The sequence below is a fragment of the Marinobacter sp. KM021 genome (assembly GCF_050707965.1).
Taxonomy (GTDB): domain Bacteria; phylum Pseudomonadota; class Gammaproteobacteria; order Pseudomonadales; family Oleiphilaceae; genus Marinobacter; species Marinobacter shengliensis.
The window spans coordinates 2,881,999-2,907,452 of record NZ_CP136129.1 but is presented as its reverse complement, the minus strand read 5'-3'; the positions used below and the strand labels follow the sequence as shown (position 1 = coordinate 2,907,452).

Sequence of the window (25,454 nt, the reverse complement as noted above, 5' to 3'; positions counted from 1 at the left end):
GCCCTGGGTCACCAGTCAAAGGGGCAGGCTGTGCAGCCCTCCATATGGGTTCCCTCGAACGTGGCGTAGTGAATGCGGGTTCCGGTCAGGTCGGCATCAGCCAGGTTGGCCAGCCCCAGCTTCGCTTCCTGAAGGTTTGCTCCCCTCAGGTTGGCGCCCTCCAGATTTGCCTTTGGCATCCAGGAGATCTCGAAGCTGCTGAAGGGCATAGTGGCGTTCACCAGAGTGGCACCGGAAAAACGCGAGAAGTCGAAGTTGGCTCCGGTCAGGTCTGCCTCACTGAAGTCTGCTCCCTGGGCGAACAGATACTCGCCCTGCATACCCTGTAACTGGGCATTCTTCAGTGACGCGCCCCTCATGCTGGCCCGGTAGGCCTGGAGTCGATAGCCGGTAACATTGTCGAGATTCGCCCCGTCAAGGTTGGCACCTCGGAGGCTGGTATGGCTGATATTTGCGCCAGACAGGTTGGCACCGCGCAAGTTGGCTGAGTGAAGGTCCATATTGGACAGATCCGCCCCCTGCAGGTCAGCGCCGGCGCAACTAGCTTTGCGTTCCAGCTTGCAGCCGTTGATGACGGGGATTTGATCCATATCGGCCATATAGTCACTGGCCAGTGCCGATGCGGTGAACAGTAACAATGAGGCGGTAATAACAGGTTTCATGATTTCACCTCTGAATCATAGGCAGAAAAAAGGGCCCGGCGAACTGCCAGGCCCAGTCCGGAGGAACGTTAGCGGGAGGCCTGTGCCCAGGAGGGCATCTTGAATACCCAGAACGAACCGCCCTGGGAGACAGGTTTGGTCAGTTCGGCCATATCGCCGCCCCAAAGCGGAACTGCACCGCCGTAGCCGGAGGCGATGCCTATATATTGCTCGCCGTCCATCTCCCAGGTGATCGGCGAAGAGATGATTCCCGAGCCGGTCTGGAATTTCCAAAGTTCCTCACCGGTCTTGGCATCGAATGCCTTCAGGTAGCCGTCTCCAGTGCCTGTGAACACAAGGCCGCCTTTGGTGGTCAGAACGCCGGCCCAAAGTGGCAACCGCTCTTTGTGTTCCCATTCGATCTCGCCGGTGAGCGGGTTCATGGCTCGAAGGATGCCTACGTGGTCGTCATACATACGCTTGATTCGAAAGCCTTGTCCCAGATAGGCAGCCCCTTTCTTGTAGGTAACTTCTTCGGTCCAGTAATCTTCTTTCCAGTGGTTGGCGGGTATGTAGAACAGCCCGGTGTCCTGACTGTAAGCCATAGGATTCCAGTTTTTGCCACCCAGGAAGGGCGGAGAGACTTCGATGGATTCGCCACGGGTTTCACCCTTCGGGACGGGTGGTGGGCGCTGGCCTTTTCTTTCCACGGGGCGGCCTGTCTCCAGGTCGATGTGGCTGGCCCAGGTAATATTGTCAACAAATGGGAACGCTTTCTCGAGCTTGCCGTTCGTGCGGTCGACCACGTAGAAAAAGCCATTGCGGTCAGCGTGCGCGGTGGCTTTTACCTCACGCCCGTCATCTGTGTACTCAAACAGCACAAGCTCGTTATTACCGGAAAAATCCCAGGCATCGTTCGGTGTGTGTTGATAGAACCACTTCACCTCACCTGTTGTGGGGTCTACGCCAACCTGTCCTGACGTATAGAGGTTGTCATAATCCTGAGGATTGCCACCCGGTGATGTGCGGGCCCAGGTGTTCCAGGGTGCGGGATTGCCGGCACCGATGATGATGGTGTTGGTCTCTGCGTCGAAGCTGGCGCTTTGCCAGGGGGCTCCGCCGCCATGACTCCAGGCTTCAACCTTGCCGGTGTCACGGGAGGAGTCGTCGGGCCAACTGGGCGCGCGAGGATCACCGGTTGGCGTGCTTTTTTTACCGTTGAGACGGCCATAATGGCCCTCGACGAACGGGCGCATCCAGATTTCGTCGCCGGTATCCGGGTCTCGGGCAAACAGCTTGCCTACAACGCCAAATTCATCACCTGAGGATCCGTGAATCAGCAAAACTTTACCGGTCTTCTGATCCTTCGCGAGCGTGGGTGCGCCGGTCATGGTGTAGCCGGCTTCGTGGTCACCGAATTTCTTTCGCCAGACGACCTTACCGGTATCCTTGTTCAGGGCAACAATGCCCGCATCCAGAGTACCGAAGAAGACTTTATCACCAAAAATGGCAGCGCCACGGTTGACCACATCGCAACAGGGGCGAATGCCTTCTGGCAGCCGGTGACTGTATTCCCATAGCCGTTTTCCGGTTTTTGCATCCAGGGCCCACAGGCGAGAGTAGGAGCCGGTGACATAGATAACACCGTCATGAACCAGTGCCTGGGATTCCTGCCCTCGTTGTTTTTCATCGCCGAACGAAAATGACCAGGCCGGAACCAGTCGCTCCACGTTGTCCCGGTTGATGGTGGTCATCGGGCTGTATCGTTGGGCCTTGGGACCTATGCCATAGCCCAGCACGTTCTCGGTTGTTTGCGCATCATTGGCGATATCTTCCCAGGTTACGTTTCCGGCATTTGCATGACTGGTGAGACCTACCGCTGATCCGAGTACCAGAGCCAGTCCTATCCCCCGTAGTAGCGGGCGCTTGCGTGTTTTGATGTTCATTGTCTTTCCCCTTGTTTTTTGTTGTACCCATCGTCTTGCTCAAGGCATCGACGCCACGAGTATTGGCTTAGGGGGATGTTGTGGCGACGGAAAAAAGCATCGGATCAATGGGATGAAACCAACAGGAATCGGGAAAAGTTCCCAGGGTATGGCCATCATCATGAAAAACCGGGCGTTCTCCATGGGCAATGCGGAAACTCATGCTTTGGCGTTGACTCTCAGCGTTTACTACTAAGGAACTAGTGTCTGAAAGCGAAAGTGGCATTCTATCGCTAGCGCGGCCTCACCATACTTGTGGAAAGCTGCTGGTTGACGTCACACAAAAACAGCGCCAGCCATCGTGATTCAAAACAAGAGGTGGTCTAACCATGCTGACACACGTTTTCACTCGAACCCTGCTCGCTGCCACTTTGTCTGTTGGCGCTTCCTCCGCCTGGTCTCACGGGGATGTGACACCGCAACCGGTTGATACCGGTGCCTTGCCTGACCTGGGCAAGGAGCTACGAGCTGAAAATCCGTTCCGTGAGGGCAACGAACACGGCTCACTCAACGAAGAAGCCATCAAAATCGGTCGCAGTGGCTATGCCGGTAACTGCGCTGTGTGCCACGGTATCGAGGCCATGTCTGGTGGCCTGACGCCGGACCTGCGTGAACTGGAAGAGTGGGACGACGAATACTTCATTGGCCGAGTCACCAACGGCACCGGCCGCGGTATGCCCTCCTTCAAGGACAATCTGGATCAAACCGCGATCTGGGCCATTCGCACCTACGTTGAGTCGCTGCCCAAGCCGGAATAATCCGGTTTGGAAACGATTTCTCGTCAGGAGGGTGAGTGATGAAAGCTGCGTTTCGTGTATTGCTTGTGGTGTTTGCGATGCTGGCGGCGGTGGCGCATGGCCAACAGCCGCGCCTGCTCATTCCGGATCGCACCCTGGATATTATCCAGGATTCGGGTTTTCTGAACGTCGGCATGTATAAGGACTTTCCGCCCTACTCCTACGAGGAAAATGGTGAGGTGAAAGGCGTGGATGCGGATCTCGGTCGTCAGATCGCCGAGGCACTGGGTGTGGAATTCCGGCCCTACTGGATCATTCCGGATGAAAACCTGGGGGACGATCTTCGCAACCACATCTGGAAAGGCCATTACCTGTCCAAAACACGTGTGGCCGACATCATGATGCGAGTGCCCTACGACAGTGTGTTCAAGTACATGCGCGACTCAACCGGCGAGATGATCAATGAGCAGGTGGTGTTTGTGGCGCCTTATCAGCAGGAGCGTTGGCAGATTGTGTTCGATGCCGACAAGCTGGATGAAATCAATACCGTCGCCAAATTCCAGTACCACCCGATCGGTGTGGAGATCGACACCCTGCCGGCTACTTACATGACCTCTTCGTTTGGCGGTCGCATGCGTGATCAGGTGCATCACTACATGAGCGTCGCCAAGGCGTTCGAGGCGATGGCAAGCGGTGAGGTCAGCGCCGTCATGGGCATGCGCGCGGAGCTGGAACACAGTCTGAAGTCTTATCCGGACCGTCCCTTCAAAAAGGCCAGCAACGGCTTTCCTGGTATCAGTAAACCGGTTTGGGATGTCGGCATCGCCATACGGCACACCTATCGTGCCCTGGGATACGCCGTTGAAGGCGCGGTGGACCGAATGATCCGCAATGGCGAAGTGGCCCAGCTGTATCAGCGGCATGGGCTCTCCTTTAGCCGCCCTGGATACTATGACGCGATTCTCGGGCCGGAAGAAGCCGAGTAGCCTTTGTGGACCGAATCCAGCCCGCCCCAGTGCGGGCTTTTTCGTTTCTGGCGGAGTCTTACTACCAAGTGATGAGAAAACCTGTGCGTGGGGTTAATTGTTGCAAATGCGGAGGCCAACAAGAATGGGTAGAGAGGCGGGAAAAGTTCCCGGTTCGCCATCGAATCTGAAAACAAGAGAATTGGAGAACGCAACCATGAGATCAATCGCGATCGGCAAGACCTTTGCGGCCAGTGCCCTGGCATTAGCTGTTTCCTTCGGGGCCCACGCGGTCACCGACCAAGACCTGCTGAACGACCATCAAAGCATCGACAGTGTCGTTACCTACGGCATGGGCTATCAGGGTCAGCGCTACAGCCCTATGAAAACCCTGAACACCAAAAACGTTAAATATCTCCAGCCAGCGTGGGCGTTCTCCTTCGGTGGAGAGAAGCAGCGTGGCCAGGAATCGCAGCCGCTGATCAAAGACGGCGTGATGTACGTGACCGGTTCCTACTCCCGCATGTGGGCAGTAGACGCCCGGACAGGTCAGGAATTGTGGCAGTACGACGCCCGCCTGCCCGATGGCATTATGCCCTGCTGTGACGTGATCAACCGGGGCGCTGCCATTTATGGTGACAAGGTTTACTTCGGTACTCTGGATGCCAAGCTGGTCGCGCTCAATAAAGACACCGGTAAGGTGGTCTGGATTAAAAAGGTTGCCGATTATCAGGAGGGCTACGCCATCACAGCCGCACCCATCGTGGTCAACGGCAAGTTGATTACCGGCGTGTCTGGTGGTGAATTCGGTATTGTGGGCAAGGTAGAAGCCTACGACGCCAACACCGGTGACCTGGTGTGGACCCGCCCGACGGTTGAAGGCCACATGGGCTATGTCTACAAGGACGGCAAGAAGATCGAGAACGGTATTTCCGGTGGCGAGGCCGGCAAGACCTGGCCTGGTGACATGTGGAAGACCGGCGGCGCGGCAACCTGGCTGGGCGGCACCTACGATCCGGAAACCGATACCCTGTTCTTCGGTACTGGTAACCCGGCGCCCTGGAATTCGCACCTGCGCCCTGGGGATAACCTGTACTCCGCGTCCCGGGTTGCGATCGATCCGAACGACGGCAGCATCAAGTGGCATTTCCAGACTACCCCGAATGATGGCTGGGATTACGATGGTGTCAATGAGCTGATTTCCTTTGATCTGAAAGAAAAAGGAAAAACCATCAAAGCTGCTGCCACGGCGGACCGTAATGGTTTCTTCTACGTGCTCAACCGTGAAGATGGCTCGTTCATTCGCGGTTTCCCGTTTGTCGACACCATCAGTTGGGCAACCGGCCTGGACCCGAAAACCGGTCGCCCGATCCTGAAAGAAGGCGGTCGCCCGGGTAACCCGGCGGACCTGGATGGGGAGAAGGGTGAAACCGTTGTCGCCTTCCCGGCCTTCCTGGGCGGCAAGAACTGGATGCCGATGGCTTACAGCCCGGATACCGAACTGTTCTATGTGCCCTCCAACGAGTGGTCCATGGACATCTGGAACGAGCCGGTGTCCTACAAGAAAGGCGCTGCCTATCTGGGTGCAGGTTTCACCATCAAGCCGGCTAACGACGACTTTATCGGCGTTCTGCGGGCCATGGACCCGAAAACCGGCAAAGAAGTCTGGCGCCAGAATAACCCGGCTCCGCTCTGGGGTGGCGTAATGACGACCGCTGGCGGTCTGGTGTTCACCGGCACACCGGAAGGTTTCCTGAAGGCCTTTGACGCCAAAACCGGCAAAGAACTCTGGAAGTTCAACACCGGCTCCGGCGTGGTTGGTACCCCGGTAACCTGGGAAATGGACGGCGAGCAATTCGTCTCCGTTGCCTCCGGTTGGGGTGGTGCGGTGCCGCTGTGGGGCGGTGAAGTGGCCAGGGTGGTCAAAGACTTCAACCAGGGCGGTATGGTCTGGACCTTCAAGCTGCCGAAAGACCGGGTGGCTGCCAAGTAAGTTGTCGATCGACCTTTGGGCTGCCTCCGGGCAGCCCTTTTTGATTCAGGCCGCCTGATAGCGCGCGGTTCTTGCCACAGAGTGGTCAATATCCTCAAGTACCGCCCGGTCGGTTTTGCCGATCGGCAAGTCATAGGTGATGGTGGCGCCATAGGCGCTGGGGCTATGTGGGTCGTGTCGGGTTTTGTCGAAGACCAGTAACCGAGTGCCCAAATAGAAGCCTTCCTTGAGATCGTGGGTCACCATGAAGATGGTGGTGCCCGTTTCCTGCCATAGTTTAAGCAGCAGGTTATGCATGTCGCTGCGAATGCCAGGGTCCAGTGCGCCAAAAGGTTCGTCCAGCAGAAGCACGCGGGGCCTCATGATCAGGGACTGGGCAATGGCCAGGCGCTGTTGCATACCACCGGAAAGCTCATGGGGCCACTTGTTGGCCGACGGGCTCAGGCCGACCGACTCCAGCATGGCGTCTACCCGCGCCAATGCTTCCTTGCGGGCGCTGCCGAACAGCTTGCCGAGTAACGGCTTCTGCTCCAGTTCCAGTCCCATCAGTACGTTCTGTCGAACGGTCAGATGGGGGAAAACCGAGTAGCGCTGAAATACAATGCCACGGTTACGATCGGGTTCGGCTGGAAAGGCGGCACCATCAAGCAGCAGTTCGCCACGGGTCTGGGTTTCCTGCCCCAGCAGCATTTTCAGGAAAGTGGATTTTCCGCATCCGGAAGCCCCCACCAGCGTGCAGAATTCACCCTGTTTGACGGACAGGTTGAGGTTCTCCAGAACCACCTGGTCACCGTACTCTTTCCAGAGATTGTTGACAGTAATAAAGCTCATCAGTGGCCTCCGGCGTTGTACCACGGGAATAATTTGCGATTGGCAAGGCGCAGTAGTTGGTCGATGACGATGGCAAGGATGGTGATCCAGATAACGTAGGGCAGGATGACATCCATGGCCAGGTAGCGCCGCACCAGGAAGATCCGATAACCAAGGCCTTCGGTTGAAGCGATGGCTTCAGCTGCAATCAGGAACAGCCAGGCAGGCCCCAGGCTGAGCCGAACCGAATCGATCAGGCGGGGCAGTGTCTGGGGCAGGGCCATGCGGGTGATCACCTGCCAGGAATTGGCACCCAGGGTCTGGATCTTGATCAGCTGTTCGCCCGGCAGTTCCCGGACTCTTTGTGCGACATCCCGCATCATGACCGGCGCTGTGCCGATGACAATCAGCATCACTTTGGACAGCTCGCCGAGGCCAAACACGATAAACAGGATGGGCAGTATCGCCAGCGGTGGCACCATGGACAGTGCTGAAACCAGCGGCGCAAGGTTGGCCCGCACCAGCGGTAGAATGCCGTTCAACAAGCCCACCACCAGCGCCAGTGACGCAGCAATGCCCACACCCATGCCCAGCCGTTTAAGGCTGGCGGCGGTATCCTCCCACATCAGGTAATTGCCACTGCGCCGATCCTCTTGAAAGGCCATGCGGTCAACTGCGGCCGTCATCTGTTCAAGGCCGGGCAGGAGCTTATCGTTGGGGTTGTCGGCCAGGCGCTGCTGGGAGGCCAGGCTGTAGATCAGCATGATCAACAAAAACGGCAGTAATCCCAGCAGGATGGCTGAAAAACGCCCGGGGTGGTGGTTGATCAATCGCATAATTAGTCTCCTCTGGTCACACAGCACGGCAAGGTGATCGCGGGTTGGCACCCCTTGCGATTCGGTCTCCCGGGCTTTTGTCCCGCCGTGTAACCTCCCAGAGGTCGGTAACTCTCGGACCAGCCATCCTGGCTGTTGCTGAAAACAGCCAGGACCGGAACCCTAGTCACCCATTGGTCTTCGTTGTGTCGCCGCACGTGTTGCGGTGTTGCTGTGAACGGACTGGGTTGTAGAAACGGTTGCTCGTGCATCATGCAAGCTTGCGTTCCCTGTCTTACCTTTGCAGATGGCATGCCAGATCCGGAAATGCCTTGCCCCCGTTGTGATCCGGCGCGGTTAGAGCAGCCAAGCTGCGCTGTCCCGGTGCGTGGCGACACATGGCGCACCACTACGGTGCCTGGCTTGAGAGCAAGCCCGAGGCGGCCGCTAGAATCACCTGCTGGCTTCTGGTTTCACGCCCCGCGCCACCGGCAATGTGGCCCCACTCGGAATCGAGTACCTCAAGCCCGGCCCCGGGCATCTGCCGGGCATCCTGCGTAGCATCTTCCTGTGTGAAGTATAGGTCGGTGCTGCTCGGCATGAGTTGTGTCGGCATGGTCAGGGCACCAAGTGCCAATCTGTAATCGCCCTGAAACACCGGGTTATCGCTGATGTCGCCCTGCTGCCAGGTGTTGAGAACCGACAGCAGGTTATTGGCATCTTGCGCCAAGTGGTCCTCCTCCCAGCAGTGCAGCAATGCTTCAATGGATTCGAACCCCAACTCACGCCAGCGCTCGTGGCGAAAAAAAGCCTGGGAATATGCCCAGCCGGCATAGACCCGGCCAAAGGCCCGGAGACCTCGTTCTGGCGGCTGTTGATAATGGCCCTCCTGAAACCTCTGATCGCACGTCAGCGCGGCTTTTACGCCCTCCAGAAATACCCGGTTGTGCGGGTAACAGCGGGCGGTACAGCAGGTGGCAAGCACGGCGCGGACCTGCTCCGGAAACAGGCAACCCCATTGCAGTGCCTGCATGCCCCCCATGGACCAGCCCATCACCAGGGCCAGGCTGGCGCCGCCGAACACCTCATCTACCAGGCGTTTCTGCAGCATTACATTGTCGTACAGGCTGATGGCCGGGAAGCCGGCGCCGGCCTGCAGCCCTGGCGTGTTGGAGGGGGAAGATGATTCACCGGCACCGAGCAGGGCGGGGATCACAATGCAGTATTCGCCGGGATCAAGGGGGCTGCCTGGCGCCACCCAGGGATGATTGCCCTCAGCTGCACCACCATAGTACGTGGGCAACAGGATCAGGTTGTCTCTTGGTGCATTCAGTTGGCCGATCTGATGGTAGTGCAGGCGGGCTGAATACAGAGTGTCGCCACCGGAAAGCGGCAGATCGCCAGCCTCAAACTCTTCTTTAACCCATTGGTTTTCAGTCATTTTGGTTCCCTGTCTGGTGTTGTTGCCAGGTCTCGAATACAACCTTTCCAGATCTATATATACACGCTGGCATGTATGTTGAATGGTGAAAATGTAGAAAGAAACGTGCCAGAACACTCAACAAACGCTCGTGTTAACGGGCAAAAGAGGAATCAAGATGACTGACCTGACCAACACCCGGGCCCTGCAGCAGCAACTCACCGACGCCGGCGTGAAATACGCCATCGCCAGTTACGTGGATATCCATGGCATTACCAAGGGCAAGTTCGTGCCGGTGGCCCACCTCGGCCAGATGATGGAAGGCTCGGAGCTGTATACCGGCGCCGCCCTGGACGGCGTGCCCCAGGACATCTCCGACGACGAAGTGGCCGCCATGCCAGACGCCAGTGGCGTCGCCATCTGCCCCTGGAACCGCCAGCTGGCGTGGTTTCCCGGCAACCTGTACCTGAACGGCAAACCGTTTGAAGCCTGCTCCCGCAACATCTTCCGCCGGCAGCTGGAGGAGGCGGCCGACATGGGCTACCGCTTCAATCTGGGTATCGAAACCGAGTTTTTCCTGTTCAAGGACACTGAAGATGGTGGTTTCGCCCCGCTCAGCGACCGCGACACCCTGGGCAAACCCTGTTACGACCCGCGCACCCTGATGGACAACTTCACCATCATGGACGAACTGGTGGAGGCCATGAACGAGTTGGGCTGGGACGTGTATTCCTTCGACCATGAAGACGCCAATGGCCAGTTCGAGACCGACTTCAAATACGCCGACGGCCTGACCATGGCAGACCGCCTAGTATTCTTCCGCATGATGGCCAACGAAATCGCCCGCAAACACGGCGCCTTCGCCAGCTTCATGCCCAAGCCGTTTGCCGACCGCACCGGCAGCGGTGCCCACTACAACATGTCGCTGGCGGACATCAAAACCGGCGAGAACCTGTTCGAGCCAAACGGTGACGACCTGCACAGCTGCGGCATCAGCAAGATTGCCTATCACTTCATCGCCGGCGTGCTGAAACACGGAGCCGCCATCAGCGCCGTGATTGCCCCCACGGTTAACAGTTACAAACGTCTGGTGCGCCAGGGCAGTATGTCTGGCTCCACCTGGGCGCCGGTGTTCATGTGCTACGGCTCCAACAACCGCACCAACATGGTCCGGATTCCAGGCGTGGGTGGTCGTATTGAATGCCGCGCAGCGGACATTGCCTGCAACCCTTACCTGGGCAGCGCCCTGATCCTCGCCGCCGGCCTGGAAGGCATCCGAGAAGGCCTGGACGCCGGCGCGCCGCACCACGAAAACATGTACAACTACAGTGATGCCGAAATTGCCGAACAGGGCATCGAGTACCTGCCCCGGAATCTGGGTGAGGCGGTGGAAGCTTTCGAAGCAGATCCTTTGGCCAAAGAAGTATTTGGTGGGGCGATGTTCAAGAGCTTTGTCGACTACAAGAAAGGGGAGTGGGTGAGCTACCAGAACCACGTGTCTGAGTGGGAGGTGAAGCGTTACCTGAAGATGTTCTGAATACCACCTCATGGTTTGAGACAGGCGCCCGCGCTGGCAAGTGGGTAGCCTGTCAGGGACACGCTGTGAATACGTCCGTGTACGCTTGACGAAAACATCCCTGTTTTCGACAGTCCCTGACAGGCTACCCACTCACCATCGCTACGCCGGTGCTGCCTGCTGCTGCAGCGCCAATCTCACAATGCTTTACTGAGATTTCCTTCCCAGTAGCGTCCAGAACTGCCGTTGGAAAAACGGCATTTCTTTTTTCAGGGAGAACAACTTGGGCGCGAACAGCCAGGTCTGGGTAATCCCCATCAGATAGGTGTAACACAGCAACCCCAGATCCTTTGGGGCCTCTTGCGTCGAGATCATCCCATCCTCAATGGCCCGCCCGACCAGATCCTGAAACAACCCGACAATCGACTTGGTCAACGCCCGCTCACGTTTAAGCGTGCGGCTCATGGCATCGGTCAGCTCGGTCTTGTTCAACAGAATCTCAAACGACTGCCGATACTGCCGGTTGTTGGCCAACAGGCTCAGCCATTGCTCGATAAACCGGTCCATTGCCTCAATCGGCGTATCCCGCATCGCCGCACACTCGGCAACCAGCACCTCGAGCGGTTCCTGGGAATAGCCCAGCACCGCCTCGTACAGGTCGTCCTTGTTCTGAAAATGCCAGTAAATCGGCCCGCGACTGCAACCGGCTTCCTTGGCGATACGGCTCAGGGTTGTCAGGGAGTAACCGTCCCGGCTGAACAGGGTGAGTGCGGCTTCGAGAACGGTTTGGCGGGTTTTCTCCGCATCTTCCTTGGTACGACGCATGTGTGGTTTTTCTCTCCGGCTTACTCGGAAGTTTAGGGGTGGTGTCGGTTGGGCTCTCCAAAACTGTGCGGAGCCAGGGATGGCGGAGCCCAAGCGTCACATGGATGTGCCGAAGGAGCGTGTTTTGGAGAGCCCAACCGACACCAACCCTACTCGAAAGCCAACAAAAAAGGGCACGAGTAATCGTGCCCTCGGCTGCCTTTTAAGGCAAGCAATGACGGATTCAGATCTCGCCATCCGCCGCCATCTGCATGTAGCTGTCGTTAAACCGCAACTTCACATTGCTGGAATCGCCCATAATCGAACCATCCGGAAACTCGATGCCGACAAAATCCGGACTCATCGCCCCCTGGCCCAGCAAGCCCTTATCAAACGAGAACTCACGAACGCTATCCATCGCCTCCCGGGCCTCGTCGCTGCGAATAAACTCAACCGAATTCTCCGGCTTCCAGAACATCTTCATACCCGCCAGTTGCGCCTCGTAACCGGCCTGATCGGTCCCGGAAATCTCGCCCAGAAACGCCCGTGCCTCCTGACCTTGCTCAGAGTCAGACGCCAGAATGCTCATAGTCTCATACCAGGCACCTACCATCGCCTTGCCCAGCTTCGGGTTATCCTCCAGGGTCTTGGTGTTTACCAACGTCAGATCCTTGATGTGCCCCGGAATCTGGCTGGAATCGAATAACGGCGTGGCGCCGGGATAATTGGCCACCTCGGTCAGCAGCGGGTTCCAGGTAGCCACATGGCGCACATCGTTGGTCTGGAAGGCCGACACCAGATCGGCATCCGAGATATTCACCACCCGGATGTCACGCTCTTCCAGCCCGACTGTATCCAGAGCCCGCACCAGCAGGTAATGGGACACCGACAACTCCACCAGGTGCACCGTTTCGCCCTTCAAATCCTCGATGCTTTTGGCGTCTTTGGACACCAGGCCGTCATTGGCGTTGGAATAGTCGCCCACAATCAGTGCGGTGGTATCGATGCCCGACGCGGCAGGAATCGACAGGCCATCCATACTGGTGGCTACCACGGCATCAAACTGACCGGCGGTGAACTGGTTGATGGACTCGATGTAGTCGTTCACCTGCACGATATCCACCTCGATATCGTACTTGTCTGCCCACTTCTTCATGATTCCGAAGTCTTCGGCGTACTGCCAGGGCACCCAGCCGGCGTAGATGGTCCAGGCGATGCTGAAGGAATCCTTTTCCTGGGCCAGGGCACCCATAGACAGGGAGGCGGTCATCAGACCGGCCGCAAGACGTTTTGTGAAAGTACGTGTTTTCATGGTGTCTCTCCTCGGGTCATGCCCGTGTTTTCGGGTTCGAAATTATGTCGGTTTGTCACGTTTCCTGATTACTCGGTGATTTCTTCCACGATCACCACGGGGGTTCCCGGGGCGACCGCCTGGCCCGGCTCTCGCCGCACTTCAATGACCTTGCCGGCAATCGGGCTCAGCAGTTCAATCTCCATCTTCATGGACTCCACCACCGCCACTGGGCGTTGTGCCGCAATCATGTCTCCCGGTTTGACCAGACACTCCCAGACATTGCCCGCGATGTGGCTCTCCACGGCGTGATGGCCAACTGGCAGATTGGCGATGTCGTCTTCCCCGGTTTCCTCGATGGGCGCCTCGGAGCTGAAGTTGATCTGGCCGGATTCGATCCAGCGTTGCAGTTCCTCGTCAAAGGCCTGTTTGCGCTGATCGGTGAAGGTCTGGATCTCGTCGTGGTTGTCTGCGAGGAACTGCTCGTAGTCCTTCAGGTTGAAGCGGGTGTGCTCGACCCGGATCGGATAATCCCCGTTGGGGAAGTCTTTCCGGATTTGCTGAAGTTCCTCGGCACTGACCTCGTAGAAACGCACCTGGTCAAAAAAGCGGAGCAGCCAGGGTTTGCCTTCCTCGAAAAAGTCTGTGGTGCGGTATCGGTTCCACATCTGTAGGGTGCGGCCGACAAACTGGTAGCCGCCGGGGCCTTCCATGCCGTAGATGCACAGGTAGGCCCCGCCGATACCGACGGAGTTCTCTGCGGTCCAGGTACGGGCCGGGTTGTACTTGGTGGTCACCAGTCGATGGCGCGGATCAAGGGGCGTGGCCACCGGCGCACCCAGGTAAACGTCGCCCAGGCCCATCACCAGGTAGCTGGCGTCGAATACGGTCTTCTTGACCTCGTCGATGCTGTCCAGGCCATTGATGCGGCGAATGAATTCCAGGTTGCTCGGGCACCAGGGCGCATCCTTGCGAACTGACTGCATGTACTTGGCGATGGCCGTCTGGCAGGCCTCGTCATCCCAGGAAAGGGGCAGGTGCACAATTCGCGCCGGCACGTCCCACTCCGGTTGTTTTTCCAGCTCCTTTTCGGCGCGGATGAGCAGGTCCAGCAGTGTGCGCTGGTTCAGTGTCTGGCTGTCGTAATGCACCTGCAGGGAACGGATGCCGGGGGTCAGTTCCAGAATGGCGTCGTGATTCTGTTCGCGCAGCCAGAGCATCAACGCGTGGGCTCGGAACCGTAGGCGGATGTCCAGTTCCATCGGGCCGTATTCCACCAGCACATAGTTGTCGCCGGCGGCCCGGTAAACCACGCCGGTTTCGTGTTCGTTGGTGCTCAGCGAGTCCAGAATCGGAGTGATTGGTTTGATGGGGGTGATGCGGGCGGTGGCGGCAGTCAGTGTGACGACCGATTCGTCCAGGGCTTCTCGCAGGGCTACCGCCTGATCCTGGCTCACCGGCACAAACTGCACCTTGTCGCCGGCTTTGAGCTGGCCCAATTTCCAGAGGTCGGCGCTGATCACCGTTGCCGGGCAGACGAAGCCGCCCAGGCTCGGGCCATCGGGCCCCAGAATCACCGGCATATCACCGGTGAAATCCACGGTGCCTACGGCGTAGGCGTTATCGTGAATGTTGGAGGGGTGCATGCCGGCCTCGCCGCCGTCGCTGCGCGCCCATTCCGGTTTCGGGCCAATCAGGCGCACCCCGGTGCGGCTGGAGTTGTAGTGAATTTCCCACTCGCTGGCGAAGAAGGTGTCGATGTCCTGACCGGTGAAATAGTCTGGAGCTCCGTGGGGGCCAAAGGTAACGTGCAGCTTCCAGGTCTTGCCAATGGTCGGTTTCAGGTCGGCGGGCAGGGTGATCGGGCTGGTGGGTTCAGCGTCTGCCAGTGCCAACACATCGCCAGCCCGCAGTGCCCGGCCGCAGTGGCCTCCAAACTGACCCAGGGTAAAGGTACTGCAGGAGGTCAGGTATTGCGGGCAATCCAGCCCGCCGCGGAATAGAACATAGGCCCGTGCGCCGTCGGCGGTGGTGGCACCCAGTTTCAGAGTGGCGCCGGCGGGCACATCAATCACCTGCCAGAACTCAACCGGCTCATCGTTGAGCGTGGCGTCCATCGGCGCCCCCGTGAGGGCAATCTGGGTGGCACGATTGAAGGTAAGCACGGGGCCCTTGAGGGTAACTTCAAGCCCGGGGGCTCCTTCCGGGTTGCCCAGCAGGCGGTTACCGAGGCGGAACGAATAGCTGTCAAACGGGCCGGACGGCGGCACGCCGATTTCCCAGTAGCCGATGCGGCCGGGGTAATCCTGAATGGTGGTCAGGGTGCCACCGCTGAGCACATCCACCGTGGCTGGGCGGTATTCGAATTCGTTGAGGGTGCGGGTGAACAGGCGGCCTTCGGCAAAGCGCGGATCGTCCAGCACCTGGCGAACGTACTTCAGGTTGGTCTCAATGCCGTACAGCTGGCTATCGTCCAGGGCGCGCATCAGTGCCTGGCGGGCCGATTCGCGATCTGGCTCGTGTACGATCACTTTGGCGAGCATGGGGTCGTAAAGCGGCGACACTTCTGTACCTGGCTGAATCCAGGTGTCGATGCGCAGGCCATCTTCGTCAGACCAGGCTACGTTGGTAAGCAGGCCTGCACCGGGCTGGAAATCCTTGTTGGGGTCTTCGGCGTAGATTCGGGCCTGAATGGCGTGGCCGGTCGGCGACAGGTCGCTGGCCAGTGTCGCCAGGTCGGGCAGGGTGCCGGCACCCAGTTCCACCATCCAGCGCACCAGGTCAACACCAAACACTTGCTCGGTAACACCGTGTTCCACCTGTAAGCGGGTATTCACTTCCAGGAAATAGAACTCGGTGGTGTCCGGGTCGTAGATAAACTCGACGGTGCCGGCACTACGGTAGCCGATGCTTTCGCCCAGCTGGCGGGCGGTGGCGTGCATGCGGAGGCGGACATTGTCGGTCAGCCCTGGTGCCGGGGCTTCCTCAATCACTTTCTGGTTGCGTCGCTGGGCCGAACAGTCCCGCTCGCCCAGGGCCAGCACCTGGCCCTCTCCGTCACCGAACAGCTGCACTTCAACATGGCGGGCGTGTTCCACAAACTTCTCCAGGAACACGCCGCTGTTGCTGAAATTGTTCTGGCTCAGACGCTGCACCGACTCGAAACTTTTGCTCAGGTCTTCCGGCCCATAGCAGCGGGACATACCGATGCCACCCCCGCCAGCGGTGCTTTTCAGCATGACCGGGTAGCCGATGGTCTCGGCGGCCTGCAGGGCATCCTCCAGGTCAGTCAGCAGTCCGGTACCGGGCAGCAGCGGTACGCCGGCGCTCTCGGCCAGCGCCCGGGCAGTGTGTTTGAGGCCGAACTGTTCCATCTGCTCGGGTGTCGGGCCAAGAAACACCACGCCCTCGGCATCGCAGCGCCGGGCAAAATCGGCGTTCTCGCTGAGGAAACCGTAACCGGGGTGGATGGCTCCAGCTCCGCTCTCGCGGATGATCGAAAACAGTTTGTCCTGATCCAGGTAGGTGGCTGCCGCGGGACCCTCGCCCAGGGAATAGGCCTCATCGGCCTGGCGCACGTGCAGCGAATCCGCATCCGCCTCGGCGTAGACCGCCACCGAGGTCATGCCCATGTCCCGCAGAGTGCGGATCACTCGGCAGGCGATGGCGCCCCGGTTGGCAATCAGAACCTTGTTGAATGTTCGGTTCAGCTCCATACCAGCACCTCGATCGGCGTCGGGTTCCAGCCGTTGCAGGGATTGTTGAGCTGAGGGCAGTTGGAGATCATCACCAGCACGTCCATCCGGGCTTCCAGTTCGATGTATTTGCCGGCGTCGGAAATGCCGTCGGCAAAGGTCAGGCCACCGTCGGCGGTCACCGGTACGTTCATGAAAAAATTGATGTTGTGGGTGATGTCCCGCTTGCTCATGCCCAGTTCCTCGTGCTCGGTGACCGCCACCAGCCAGCTGTCGCGACAGGCGTGCATGCATTTCTTCTCAAGGGCATAACGGGTGGTGTTGCTCTCTGCCGCGCAGGCACCGCCCAGGGTGTCGTGACGGCCGCAGGTGTCGGCGGTGATTTCCAGCATCACGTTGTTTTCAGAGGACATCAGCTTCGAGCCGGCGGTCAGGTAAACGTTGCCCTGCTCGCGGATGGTGTCCACGGCGCTGTAGCGCTCGGTGGGGTTGTGGGCGTTGTAGAACAAGGTGTCTGCGGCCTGGTTGCCTTCCAGATCGAGAATCCGGATGGTTTCGCCAGCTTTTATCACTTTCAGAAAATACTCACCTGCCGGGACGGTTTCGCGGAAGGCGGCGTTGTCTCGGGTCAATGCACTTTGCTTGATCATGTCCGGCCTCCGTTACTGGAACAGGTGGTAAAGAGCGTTGTTGGCGAAGGCGCGGGTGGCCTCCGGCGACGAGGTCTTGCACAGGTCGGCATCCGTCACCGGAGCCGCTTTAAACAGCTGATAGCGCACCGGGTTGCGTGGATACTCCGTGGCAGGGTTCATCGGGTGCGGGCAGGTGTGCAAAACCACCAGGGTATCCATCTCAAAGCGCAGATCGATGGTGGCACCGGCGTGGGAGTGGTTCTCGGCAAAGGCCATGTTGCCGTCGTCATCGGTTTTTACCTTGCTGAACCAGTTCAGGTTGGCGGTCAGGTCTTTCTTGCCCAGGCCATACTTGGCCAGTTCGTTGAGGAAGCTGGTGACGCCGTTGCGATGGTAGTGGTTGTGGGCTTCCTGATAGGTCTTCCTGCCCCAGCGCTGTTCCACCAGGTCGGCATGACAGGTGCCGGCCACGGTGTCGTGCCAGCCCAGGTCATCACGGATGATGGAGGCGAACACCCGGCCCATGTCCGAGAGCAGAACATGGCCTTTGGTGAGCAGGAAGGTGTGCTGGTTCTTCAGGGTGTCGGGCATGTTGTAACGCTCGAGGGGATTCTCGGGGTTGTACATCAACATGCCGACGTTGGCGCCGCCGGTTTCGTCAATCAGCCGTAGCACATGGCCTCGGCGCATGATGAATGACCAGTGGGATCCGCCGGGAATCAGATCATCGTAGAGGGGGGCTGCTGTTTCGAGCATAACCTTTTCCTTCTGGGTCGGGTGTCAAAAAACGAGAGACGTCAGTCACTGAACGATTCTCCCGGGCTTTTGTCCCGCCGTGTAACCTTGGAAAAGGTCGTCAACTCTCGGACCAGGCATCTGTTTTGATGGCGTACAGACCGGAACCCTAGTTGACCATTGGTCAGATTGTTGCGCTTCGATGGTGGCTTCAATCACCGACTTCTCGTTGCGTGAAAAGATCATTGCAGAGTTTGTGCCAAAACCTAACTGTCCGTTTTTATTGGTTGTTTTGCTTGCGTTCAGAAGCGGCGTGAATCGCTATCGTGCATCTGCCCTGTTTTGGTGCGGGGTCACCTACTACCAAGGAACGAGTTTTTCGCCCCCAACGACGCATTCACGGAATCCGGCATGGGGTCTACATTGAATGAGTAAACGCGAAAGGCCGCGTTGCCATGCGACAAACACAACAAAGAGGTCGATATCATGATCTACGCACAACCAGGAAAGGACGGCTCCGTTGTTTCTTTTAAATCCCGCTATGAGAACTACATTGGCGGTGAATGGGTAGCGCCGGTTAAGGGCCAGTATTTTGAGAACATAACGCCGGTCACTGGCGAGGCTTTCTGTGAGATCCCGCGCTCGACCGCTGAAGACATCGAGCTGGCGCTGGACGCCGCCCACAAAGCAGCGCCGGCCTGGGGCAAGACGTCTCCCACCGAGCGTTCCAACATCCTGCTGAAAATTGCTGACCGCATTGAAGCCAATCTCGAGAAGCTCGCGGTGGCGGAAACCTGGGACAACGGCAAGGCCGTTCGCGAAACCCTGAACGCCGATATTCCCCTGGCGGCGGACCACTTCCGTTACTTCGCCGGCTGCCTGCGTGCCCAGGAAGGCCATATGGGCGAAATCGACCACAACACCGTGGCTTATCATTTCCACGAGCCGCTGGGTGTGGTTGGCCAGATTATCCCCTGGAACTTCCCGCTGCTGATGGCGGCCTGGAAGCTGGGCCCGTGCCTGGCGGCCGGTAACTGCACGGTGCTGAAGCCCGCCGAGCAGACCCCTGCCAGCATTCTGGTACTGATGGAAATCATCGGCGACCTGCTGCCGCCGGGCGTGCTCAACATTGTTAACGGCTACGGTATTGAAGCCGGCCAGGCTCTGGCCACCAGCAAGCGCATTGCCAAGATCGCCTTTACTGGCTCCACCCCGGTGGGCTCCCACATCCTCAAGTGCGCGGCTGAAAACATTATCCCGTCTACTGTTGAGCTGGGTGGCAAGTCACCGAACATTTACTTCTCTGACGTGATGAAGGCTGAGCCGGAGTTCATCGACAAGTGCGTGGAAGGTCTGGTGCTGGCGTTCTTCAACCAGGGCGAAGTCTGCACCTGCCCGTCACGGGCGCTGGTTCAGGAAGACATGTTCGAAGAATTTATGCAGAAAGTGGTTGAGCGCACCAAGGCCATCAAGCGTGGCAACCCGCTGGATACCGACGTTCAGGTGGGTGCCCAGGCGTCCAAGGAACAGTTCGACAAGATCATGTCGTACATGGAGATTGGCCGTCAGGAAGGCGCGGTTGTGCTGACCGGTGGTGACCGTGAGCATCTGGAAGGTGAATTCAACAACGGCTTCTACATCCAGCCGACCCTGTTCAAGGGCGACAACAAGATGCGTGTGTTCCAGGAAGAAATCTTCGGCCCGGTGGTGGGTGTCACCACCTTCAAGACTGAGGAAGAAGCCTTGGCCATCGCCAACGACACCGAGTTTGGCCTGGGTGCCGGCGTCTGGACCCGCGACACTAATCTTGCTTACCGGATGGGCCGCAACATTCAGGCCGGTCGGGTATGGATGAACTGTTACCACGCTTACCCGGCCCATGCCGCGTTCGGTGGTTACAAGAAGTCCGGTGTTGGCCGTGAAACCCACAAGATGGCGCTGGAGCATTACCAGCAGACCAAGTGCATGTTGACCAGCTATGACACCAACCCGCTCGGGTTCTTCTGATCTGCAAGTGGCAGTTGGGGCCCATCCACACGGGCCCCGTTTCGTGTGACCGCACAGGGACGGTGCACATTGTTGGCCTGGCATTTGTCAGGTAGCTCCTTCGCGGAGCGCGGGATCTTTCTACACTCTCCTTAGGCCCTTCCCAGGGCCTTTTTTATTCCTCTATTTTTACAGCCGTTTACGCTACAGTGAGGGCGACTTCGTAAATTGTTTTCTGGCTGAGGCTGAGTGCCGGTGCTCCGGCGTTTACCTTGGCACCTGATTCGAGGAGGGCATATGTTCAAAGGTATTCTGATCGAAGGCAGCCGGGGCGACCAGCAGGTGTCCCTGAAGTCCATAGACGAAGCGCAGTTACCGGAAGGCGATGTGACTGTGGATGTGGCATACAGCACCCTGAACTACAAGGACGCTCTGGCCATTACCGGTCGTGCGCCCATTGCCAAGACCTATCCGATGGTGCCGGGCATCGATCTGGCCGGTGTGGTGACGGAATCGTCCAATCCCGACTTCAAGGCCGGAGACGAAGTGGTCCTGAACGGCTGGGGTGTGGGCGAGAAACACTGGGGCGGCCTGGCCCAGAAAGCCCGGTTGTCCGGCGACTGGCTGATTACCTTACAGGCTCCGTTCACGGCTCGTCAGGCCATGGCCATTGGTACGGCCGGTTACACCGCCATGCTGTGTGTCATCGCCCTGGAGAAGCACGGCGTGAAGCCGGAGTCTGGCGACATTCTGGTGACCGGCGCCACCGGTGGTGTTGGCAGTGTGGCGGTCGCCATTCTGGCCAAGCTGGGTTACTCCGTGACTGCCGTGACCGGCAGGAAGGAAGAGGAAGCCTATCTGAAGTCACTGGGCGCAAAACAGATACTGGATCGCGCTGAACTGAGCGAGCCGGGTAAGCCTCTGGCCCGCGAAACCTGGGCTGGCGCGGTGGATGTGGCTGGCGGCCAGGTGCTGGCCAATGTCTGTGCCGGCATGAAATACCACGGTGTGGTCGCCGCCTGCGGCCTGGCCGCCGGTATGGATTTCCCGTCCACCGTCGCCCCGTTCATTCTGCGTGGCGTGACTCTGTGTGGTATCGACAGTGTGATGGCCCCGAAAGCAGACCGCCTATACGCGTGGAAACGACTGGCCGAAGACCTGTCCCCGGAGCTGCTCGACAGCATGATCACCGAAGTCGCCTTCGATGATGCCATTGATGCGGCCAGCCGTCTCATGGACGGCAAGATCCGCGGCCGTATCGTTATCCCCGTAGCTGGCTGAATCAGGCCCCGGCGGCGTCCGTGGCCAGAATCCGTGCCTGCTTTTGTTGCTGCTTGTTGCGGACAATAGCATCCACGCACTGATTCTGGTCGCGGAGAATCACCACGCACTCCAGGCACTGGATACACTCGTCGTAATCAATCCGGCCATCCTTGCGAATGGCATTGATGCCACAGGCATTCTTGCAGTGCTGGCAGGGCTGGCCGCAACGGTCAACCCGCTCCAGCCAGCTGAAGATCCGGAATTTGCCAAGCACCGCCAGGCCGGCCCCCAGGGGGCACAGGTAGCGGCAGTAGAATTTGTGGATAAACATGCCCACCGCCAGCAGGGCCACGGCGTAAACCACAAACGGCCAGTAACGCACGAAGAACAATGTAATGCTGGTTTTGAAGGGTTCCATTTCAGACAGCTGTTCCGCCAGCGTCAGCGAATAAAACGATGCAATAACGATGGCCAGCAGCACCGGGTATTTGATCAGGATGAGCTTCCGGTGCCAGCGCTCCGGTACCTTGATTTGCCGGAAACGGAGTTTCTGGCCCAGCCAGGCGGCCATCTCCTGCAGCACGCCAAACGGGCACAGCCAACCGCAGAACACCCCCCGGCCCCAGATGAACAGGGTGACGAACGTGTACGTCCATAGGATGAAAATCACCGGGTCCAGCAGGAACATGTTCAGGCTGAAACCATCCCTGATGGCCAGCAGCAAGGTGTAGATATTCACCACCGACAACTGGCCCTGGGCGTAGAAGCCGATAAAGAACAGGGTGAAGAACAGGAAGCCCCAGCGAAACCGGTGAACCAGCTTCGGGTGTCGGGTCAGGGTTTTCTGGCGGGCGAAGAAAATCGTTAGCACCGTGAGGCTCAGCACCAACAAGGTAATTTGCCACCAGCGCTCCTTCCAAAGCCCGACCCACATGGGCGCCCGTGACTGCTCCGGCCCGGCGGCAATGTCTACCGTCTCAAACAGTTCCTCCGGGAAAGCAACGGGCAGCTCGAAACGGGCGGTGTCCACCACCAGATGGTTGCGGGCCAACACGGTATTGAGAGTCAGTGTGGATTCGACCCCGGGGTTAAAACCGGCGTTGCCACCGACCCGGAACAGGTTAACCGCCGTCATCTCCGGCACACCGGCAGCGGCGAAGCTCTGGCCGGTTTCCAGCCAGTTCAGGTCTCGCATCTCGACAGACAGCTGATTCTGGCTCAGGCCAAACCGGTCCGGAGTGCTGCCCGGCACAAAGTCCGCGCCAATGTGGGGGTAACGGCCCCGAGACATCACCAACATCACCTTGCCGTTGTCGCCAAGGCGCTCCCTGAAGGCCTGGTATCGATCGTCGCCCAGCAGGTTGCGACCGACCATGGGGGAGTTCATATAAGCCAGGTAGAGTTCCGAGAAAGCCTCGCCAGGATCGGGCTCAAGGTTGCCAGGATAGTCCGACAGCGGTCGGCCCAATTGCTGTTCCACATCCGCGGCCGTTACCTCGATGCGGGTGACGTAACCCCGCTCCAGCAGTTGCTCCCAGGTGAGCGGTTCGAACAGGTCTTGGCGCGCCCGGGTGGGTGCAGCCTGGGCGAAGCCCTCGAGCTTGTTGCGGGCCACCTGCAAGGCCGAGGAGAGCACCGAATCGTTGATGATCAGAACCGACACCGTGGCCTTGCTGACGCCATCAAAGTACACCACATTGCCGGAGGAAGTCCGGCCCGAACGGCCCGAGGAACTCACCACAATCTGCTCCGTCAGTGCGCGCCCCTCGTACTGATCGACAAATTCGTAGAGCGATTCTTCCCCCAGGCCATGAAGGAATACCGGCTCGTGGTGATGCAGTACCCGCACGCCGGTGAACCGGCCCCGTGTATCCAGGCCAATCATCATGGTAATCGGCTTGCCGGCAAAGCCCGGAAGTTTGCTGAAGTCTGTTGAAACGTAGGCGTAACCCAGCAGTTCCTGGAGCTGGTAAACCGGATACACCGGGAAATCCGCCAGTTGCTCTTCGATAACGGTGGCCGAGGGAAACAGACCCTGGATGATCTGCCGGGTGTCGTCGGAAAGTTCTGCCCGCAAGGGCGTTGCAGCCAGACAACAAAGCAGTAACGAGAGCAGAAAGCGCCCGGCCATGGTGGTCTCCTGAAGTTATTATTGTCCTTCTCCCATGCTAGGCCGCTGGGGGTTGGGCTCAATTCAACCTCGGGGGCAAACGATTGCTACTTTCAGCCGGCGGAAAACAGTTCCAAAGTACCATATGGGGTGCCAGCGTCTGTGATTACGATGATTGTGTGCATCTGGCAAACGCCCGTTCGCACCACCATGCAACGCACTAATAATCACGACAAGAGGTGAGCATCATGTGGACCAAGCCAGCTTATGAAGACCTGCGGATCGGTTTTGAAGTAACCATGTACTTCGCCAACCGGTGAGCCCTGGCCGGCCAGCCCTTTGGCTGGTCGTTCCCGCTCGGGAGATCTGCTGATGCACCTGCACATTCTGGGGTCGGCCGCTGGCGGCGGGTTCCCTCAATGGAACTGCAACTGTCGAAACTGTGCCGGCTTCCGCGCCGGAACGCTGAATGCTCATGCCCGCACCCAGTCGTCGATTGCCATCTCTGAGGATGGCGAACGCTGGATTCTGTTCAATGCCTCTCCGGATATTCGTGCTCAACTCGCTGCTTTTCCTGCCATGCAGCCGGCGCGGGCGCTCCGGGATACGGGCATCGCCGCGGTTGTCTTGATGGATAGCCAGGTTGACCACACCACGGGGCTTCTGTCTCTGCGTGAGGGGTTACCGATGGATGTCTGGTGTACTCGCCAGGTGCACGACGACCTGAGTTCCGGGTTTCCGTTGTTCACAATGCTTAGCCACTGGAATGGCGGGCTTAACTGGCGCGAGATTCCGGCCGATGAGCAGCAACCATTCAGTCTGCCCTGCGCGCCCTCCCTTGAATTGACGGCCATTCCCTTGCTCAGTAACGCCCCGCCATACTCCCCGCGCCGGGATAATCCCCATCCGGGTGACAACATCGGTCTTTTCATTCGAGATACCCGCACCGGGCAGACCGTGCTCTATGCGCCCGGCCTGGGGCAACCCGATGCCCGCATTCGCGGCTGGATGCAGCGGGCGGATTTGCTTCTGGTAGATGGCACCGTCTGGCACGACGACGAGATGATCCGTCAGGAAGTGGGCACCAAAACCGGCCAGGCCATGGGGCATCTCGCCCAGTCCGGCGCCGGTGGCATGATCGAGTTACTGGACAGCATGCCGGCCCAGCGCAAGGTGCTGATCCACATCAACAACACCAATCCGATTCTCGACGAAGACTCGCCGGAACGGGCAGAGCTCACGGCCCATGGCATCGAAGTCGCCCGGGACGGAATGCATTTTGAACTGACGGGGCAACTATGAACGCCAAAGCCAACACCGCCATGAACCGGCAGGATTTCGAACAGGCCCTCAGAGATAAAGGCGCCTACTACCATATTCACCACCCTTATCATCGAGCCATGTACAGCGGCCGGTGTACGCCGGAACAGATCCGTGGGTGGGTCGCCAACCGATACTACTACCAGGTGCGGATTCCACAGAAGGATGCCGCCATCATGTCGAACTGCCCGGATGCTGGGGTTCGGCGGTTGTGGCTGCAGCGCATTCTGGACCACGATGGTCACGAAGGGGATGTGGGCGGTATCGAGGCCTGGTTGACGCTCGCCGAAGCCGTGGGGCTGAGCCGGGAAGAGGTGATCGACGAACGCCACGTACTCCCCGGTGTCCGGTTTGCTGTGGATGCCTATTTCAACTTTGCGCGCCGGGCAACCTGGCAAGAAGCCGCCTGCTCGTCACTGACCGAGCTTTTTGCGCCGGAAATCCACCAGTCGCGGCTCGACAGCTGGCCACAGCATTACCCGTGGATTGAAGAGAATGGCTACCGCTATTTCCGTAAACGTCTATCGGAGGCCAGACGGGACGTGGAGCACGGCCTGGCCATTACCCTGGACCATTTTGTCACCGAGGCTCAGCAACAAAGGGCGTTCGAGATTCTGCAATTCAAGCTGGACATTCTCTGGTCGTTGCTGGATGCCCTGACCATGGCTTACGTTCACCAGACACCGCCATACCATACGGTCACCGATCAGCCGGTCTGGCATCGGGGCCTGTAAGG

21 protein-coding genes and 2 riboswitches are annotated in these 25,454 nt (G+C 58.7%); of the genes, 10 read left to right on the top strand and 11 right to left on the bottom strand.

Annotated features, from left to right (window positions below; genetic code table 11):
* Positions 1–8: 8 nt before the first annotated feature.
* Both RVM24_RS13700 and RVM24_RS13695 read right to left on the bottom strand, forming a co-directional pair.
* Positions 9–662, bottom strand: a complete 654-nt coding sequence (locus tag RVM24_RS13700; protein ID WP_106693847.1) for a pentapeptide repeat-containing protein — start codon at positions 660–662, stop codon at positions 9–11.
* Between the two features lie 68 nt (positions 663–730).
* The gene (locus tag RVM24_RS13695) at positions 731–2,587 is read right to left on the bottom strand and encodes a methanol/ethanol family PQQ-dependent dehydrogenase (RefSeq protein WP_431474220.1); all 1,857 of its coding nucleotides are present in this window, start codon (positions 2,585–2,587) and stop codon (positions 731–733) included.
* A 112-nt stretch (positions 2,588–2,699) separates the two neighbouring features.
* Here RVM24_RS13695 and RVM24_RS13690 point away from each other — a divergent pair, with 112 nt between their 5' ends.
* The 4 genes from RVM24_RS13690 (at position 2,700) to RVM24_RS13675 (ending at position 6,321) form a co-directional block, all read left to right on the top strand.
* Entirely contained in the window at positions 2,700–2,822 is a 123-nt protein-coding gene (locus tag RVM24_RS13690; RefSeq protein ID WP_267283736.1) for a hypothetical protein, read from the top strand.
* A 133-nt stretch (positions 2,823–2,955) separates the two neighbouring features.
* Entirely contained in the window at positions 2,956–3,384 is a 429-nt protein-coding gene (pedF, locus tag RVM24_RS13685; RefSeq protein ID WP_286251924.1) for a cytochrome c-550 PedF, read from the top strand.
* Between the two features lie 38 nt (positions 3,385–3,422).
* Complete coding sequence (locus RVM24_RS13680) at positions 3,423–4,349, top strand: substrate-binding periplasmic protein (RefSeq protein WP_431474219.1); 927 nt, start codon at positions 3,423–3,425, stop codon at positions 4,347–4,349.
* 196 nt (positions 4,350–4,545) lie between these two features.
* Positions 4,546–6,321: a PQQ-dependent methanol/ethanol family dehydrogenase gene (locus RVM24_RS13675; RefSeq protein WP_106693843.1), complete on the top strand. Its 1,776-nt coding sequence runs from the start codon at positions 4,546–4,548 to the stop codon at positions 6,319–6,321.
* Between the two features lie 45 nt (positions 6,322–6,366).
* Here RVM24_RS13675 and RVM24_RS13670 read toward each other — a convergent pair whose 3' ends face one another.
* The 3 genes from RVM24_RS13670 to RVM24_RS13660 all read right to left on the bottom strand — a co-directional run bounded on the left by RVM24_RS13670 (position 6,367) and on the right by RVM24_RS13660 (position 9,387).
* On the bottom strand, positions 6,367–7,152 hold the full coding sequence (locus tag RVM24_RS13670; RefSeq protein WP_286922135.1) for an ABC transporter ATP-binding protein: 786 nt from the start codon (positions 7,150–7,152) through the stop codon (positions 6,367–6,369).
* A complete protein-coding gene (locus RVM24_RS13665; RefSeq protein WP_431474218.1) occupies positions 7,152–7,967 on the bottom strand; it encodes an ABC transporter permease in 816 nt (271 codons plus the stop codon). The genes RVM24_RS13670 and RVM24_RS13665 overlap by 1 nt, the downstream gene beginning before the upstream one ends.
* Positions 7,968–8,031: 64 nt before the next feature.
* Positions 8,032–8,144, bottom strand: a riboswitch (guanidine-I (ykkC/yxkD leader).
* Between the two features lie 211 nt (positions 8,145–8,355).
* Positions 8,356–9,387 (bottom strand): alpha/beta fold hydrolase, encoded by a 1,032-nt coding sequence (locus RVM24_RS13660; RefSeq protein WP_286922133.1) that lies wholly within the window; start codon positions 9,385–9,387, stop codon positions 8,356–8,358.
* A 157-nt stretch (positions 9,388–9,544) separates the two neighbouring features.
* Between RVM24_RS13660 and glnT the strand changes: the two genes are divergently transcribed.
* Positions 9,545–10,903: a type III glutamate--ammonia ligase gene (gene glnT / locus RVM24_RS13655; RefSeq protein WP_431474217.1), complete on the top strand. Its 1,359-nt coding sequence runs from the start codon at positions 9,545–9,547 to the stop codon at positions 10,901–10,903.
* A gap of 186 nt (positions 10,904–11,089) precedes the next feature.
* Here the strand turns inward: glnT and RVM24_RS13650 are convergent, their stop codons facing one another.
* From RVM24_RS13650 to RVM24_RS13630, 5 genes are all read right to left on the bottom strand, one after another.
* On the bottom strand, positions 11,090–11,707 hold the full coding sequence (locus RVM24_RS13650) for a TetR family transcriptional regulator (RefSeq protein ID WP_431474216.1): 618 nt from the start codon (positions 11,705–11,707) through the stop codon (positions 11,090–11,092).
* A 223-nt stretch (positions 11,708–11,930) separates the two neighbouring features.
* A complete protein-coding gene (locus RVM24_RS13645; protein WP_286922131.1) occupies positions 11,931–12,998 on the bottom strand; it encodes a putative urea ABC transporter substrate-binding protein in 1,068 nt (355 codons plus the stop codon).
* Positions 12,999–13,066: 68 nt separating this feature from the next.
* A complete protein-coding gene (uca, locus tag RVM24_RS13640) occupies positions 13,067–16,693 on the bottom strand; it encodes an urea carboxylase (RefSeq protein WP_431474215.1) in 3,627 nt (1,208 codons plus the stop codon).
* Positions 16,684–17,322, bottom strand: coding sequence for an urea amidolyase associated protein UAAP2 (locus RVM24_RS13635; RefSeq protein ID WP_431474214.1), 639 nt, complete (start codon positions 17,320–17,322; stop codon positions 16,684–16,686). The genes uca and RVM24_RS13635 overlap by 10 nt, the downstream gene beginning before the upstream one ends.
* Before the next feature lie 12 nt (positions 17,323–17,334).
* Positions 17,335–18,060, bottom strand: coding sequence for an urea amidolyase associated protein UAAP1 (locus tag RVM24_RS13630; RefSeq protein ID WP_420194589.1), 726 nt, complete (start codon positions 18,058–18,060; stop codon positions 17,335–17,337).
* Between the two features lie 56 nt (positions 18,061–18,116).
* Positions 18,117–18,223: riboswitch (guanidine-I (ykkC/yxkD leader) on the bottom strand.
* A gap of 302 nt (positions 18,224–18,525) precedes the next feature.
* Between RVM24_RS13630 and exaC the strand changes: the two genes are divergently transcribed.
* Both exaC and RVM24_RS13620 read left to right on the top strand, forming a co-directional pair.
* Complete coding sequence (gene exaC / locus RVM24_RS13625) at positions 18,526–20,046, top strand: acetaldehyde dehydrogenase ExaC (RefSeq protein ID WP_044389289.1); 1,521 nt, start codon at positions 18,526–18,528, stop codon at positions 20,044–20,046.
* A gap of 276 nt (positions 20,047–20,322) precedes the next feature.
* On the top strand, positions 20,323–21,306 hold the full coding sequence (locus tag RVM24_RS13620) for an MDR family oxidoreductase (protein WP_431474213.1): 984 nt from the start codon (positions 20,323–20,325) through the stop codon (positions 21,304–21,306).
* A gap of 1 nt (position 21,307) precedes the next feature.
* On the opposite strand, the gene RVM24_RS13615 is transcribed toward RVM24_RS13620, so the two are convergent.
* Positions 21,308–23,419, bottom strand: coding sequence for a 4Fe-4S binding protein (locus RVM24_RS13615; RefSeq protein ID WP_431474212.1), 2,112 nt, complete (start codon positions 23,417–23,419; stop codon positions 21,308–21,310).
* A 227-nt stretch (positions 23,420–23,646) separates the two neighbouring features.
* On the opposite strand from RVM24_RS13615, the gene pqqA reads away from it, so the two are divergent.
* The 3 genes from pqqA to pqqC are packed head-to-tail and all read left to right on the top strand — an operon-like array spanning position 23,647 to position 25,452.
* Positions 23,647–23,718 carry a pyrroloquinoline quinone precursor peptide PqqA gene (pqqA, locus tag RVM24_RS13610; protein WP_007153157.1) on the top strand — a complete coding sequence of 24 codons (72 nt, stop codon included), beginning with the start codon at positions 23,647–23,649 and terminating at the stop codon, positions 23,716–23,718.
* Between the two features lie 52 nt (positions 23,719–23,770).
* Positions 23,771–24,700 (top strand): pyrroloquinoline quinone biosynthesis protein PqqB, encoded by a 930-nt coding sequence (gene pqqB / locus RVM24_RS13605; RefSeq protein ID WP_374813870.1) that lies wholly within the window; start codon positions 23,771–23,773, stop codon positions 24,698–24,700.
* The gene (pqqC, locus tag RVM24_RS13600) at positions 24,697–25,452 is read left to right on the top strand and encodes a pyrroloquinoline-quinone synthase PqqC (RefSeq protein ID WP_061330671.1); all 756 of its coding nucleotides are present in this window, start codon (positions 24,697–24,699) and stop codon (positions 25,450–25,452) included. Before pqqB ends, pqqC begins: the two co-directional genes overlap by 4 nt.
* Positions 25,453–25,454: the final 2 nt, after the last annotated feature.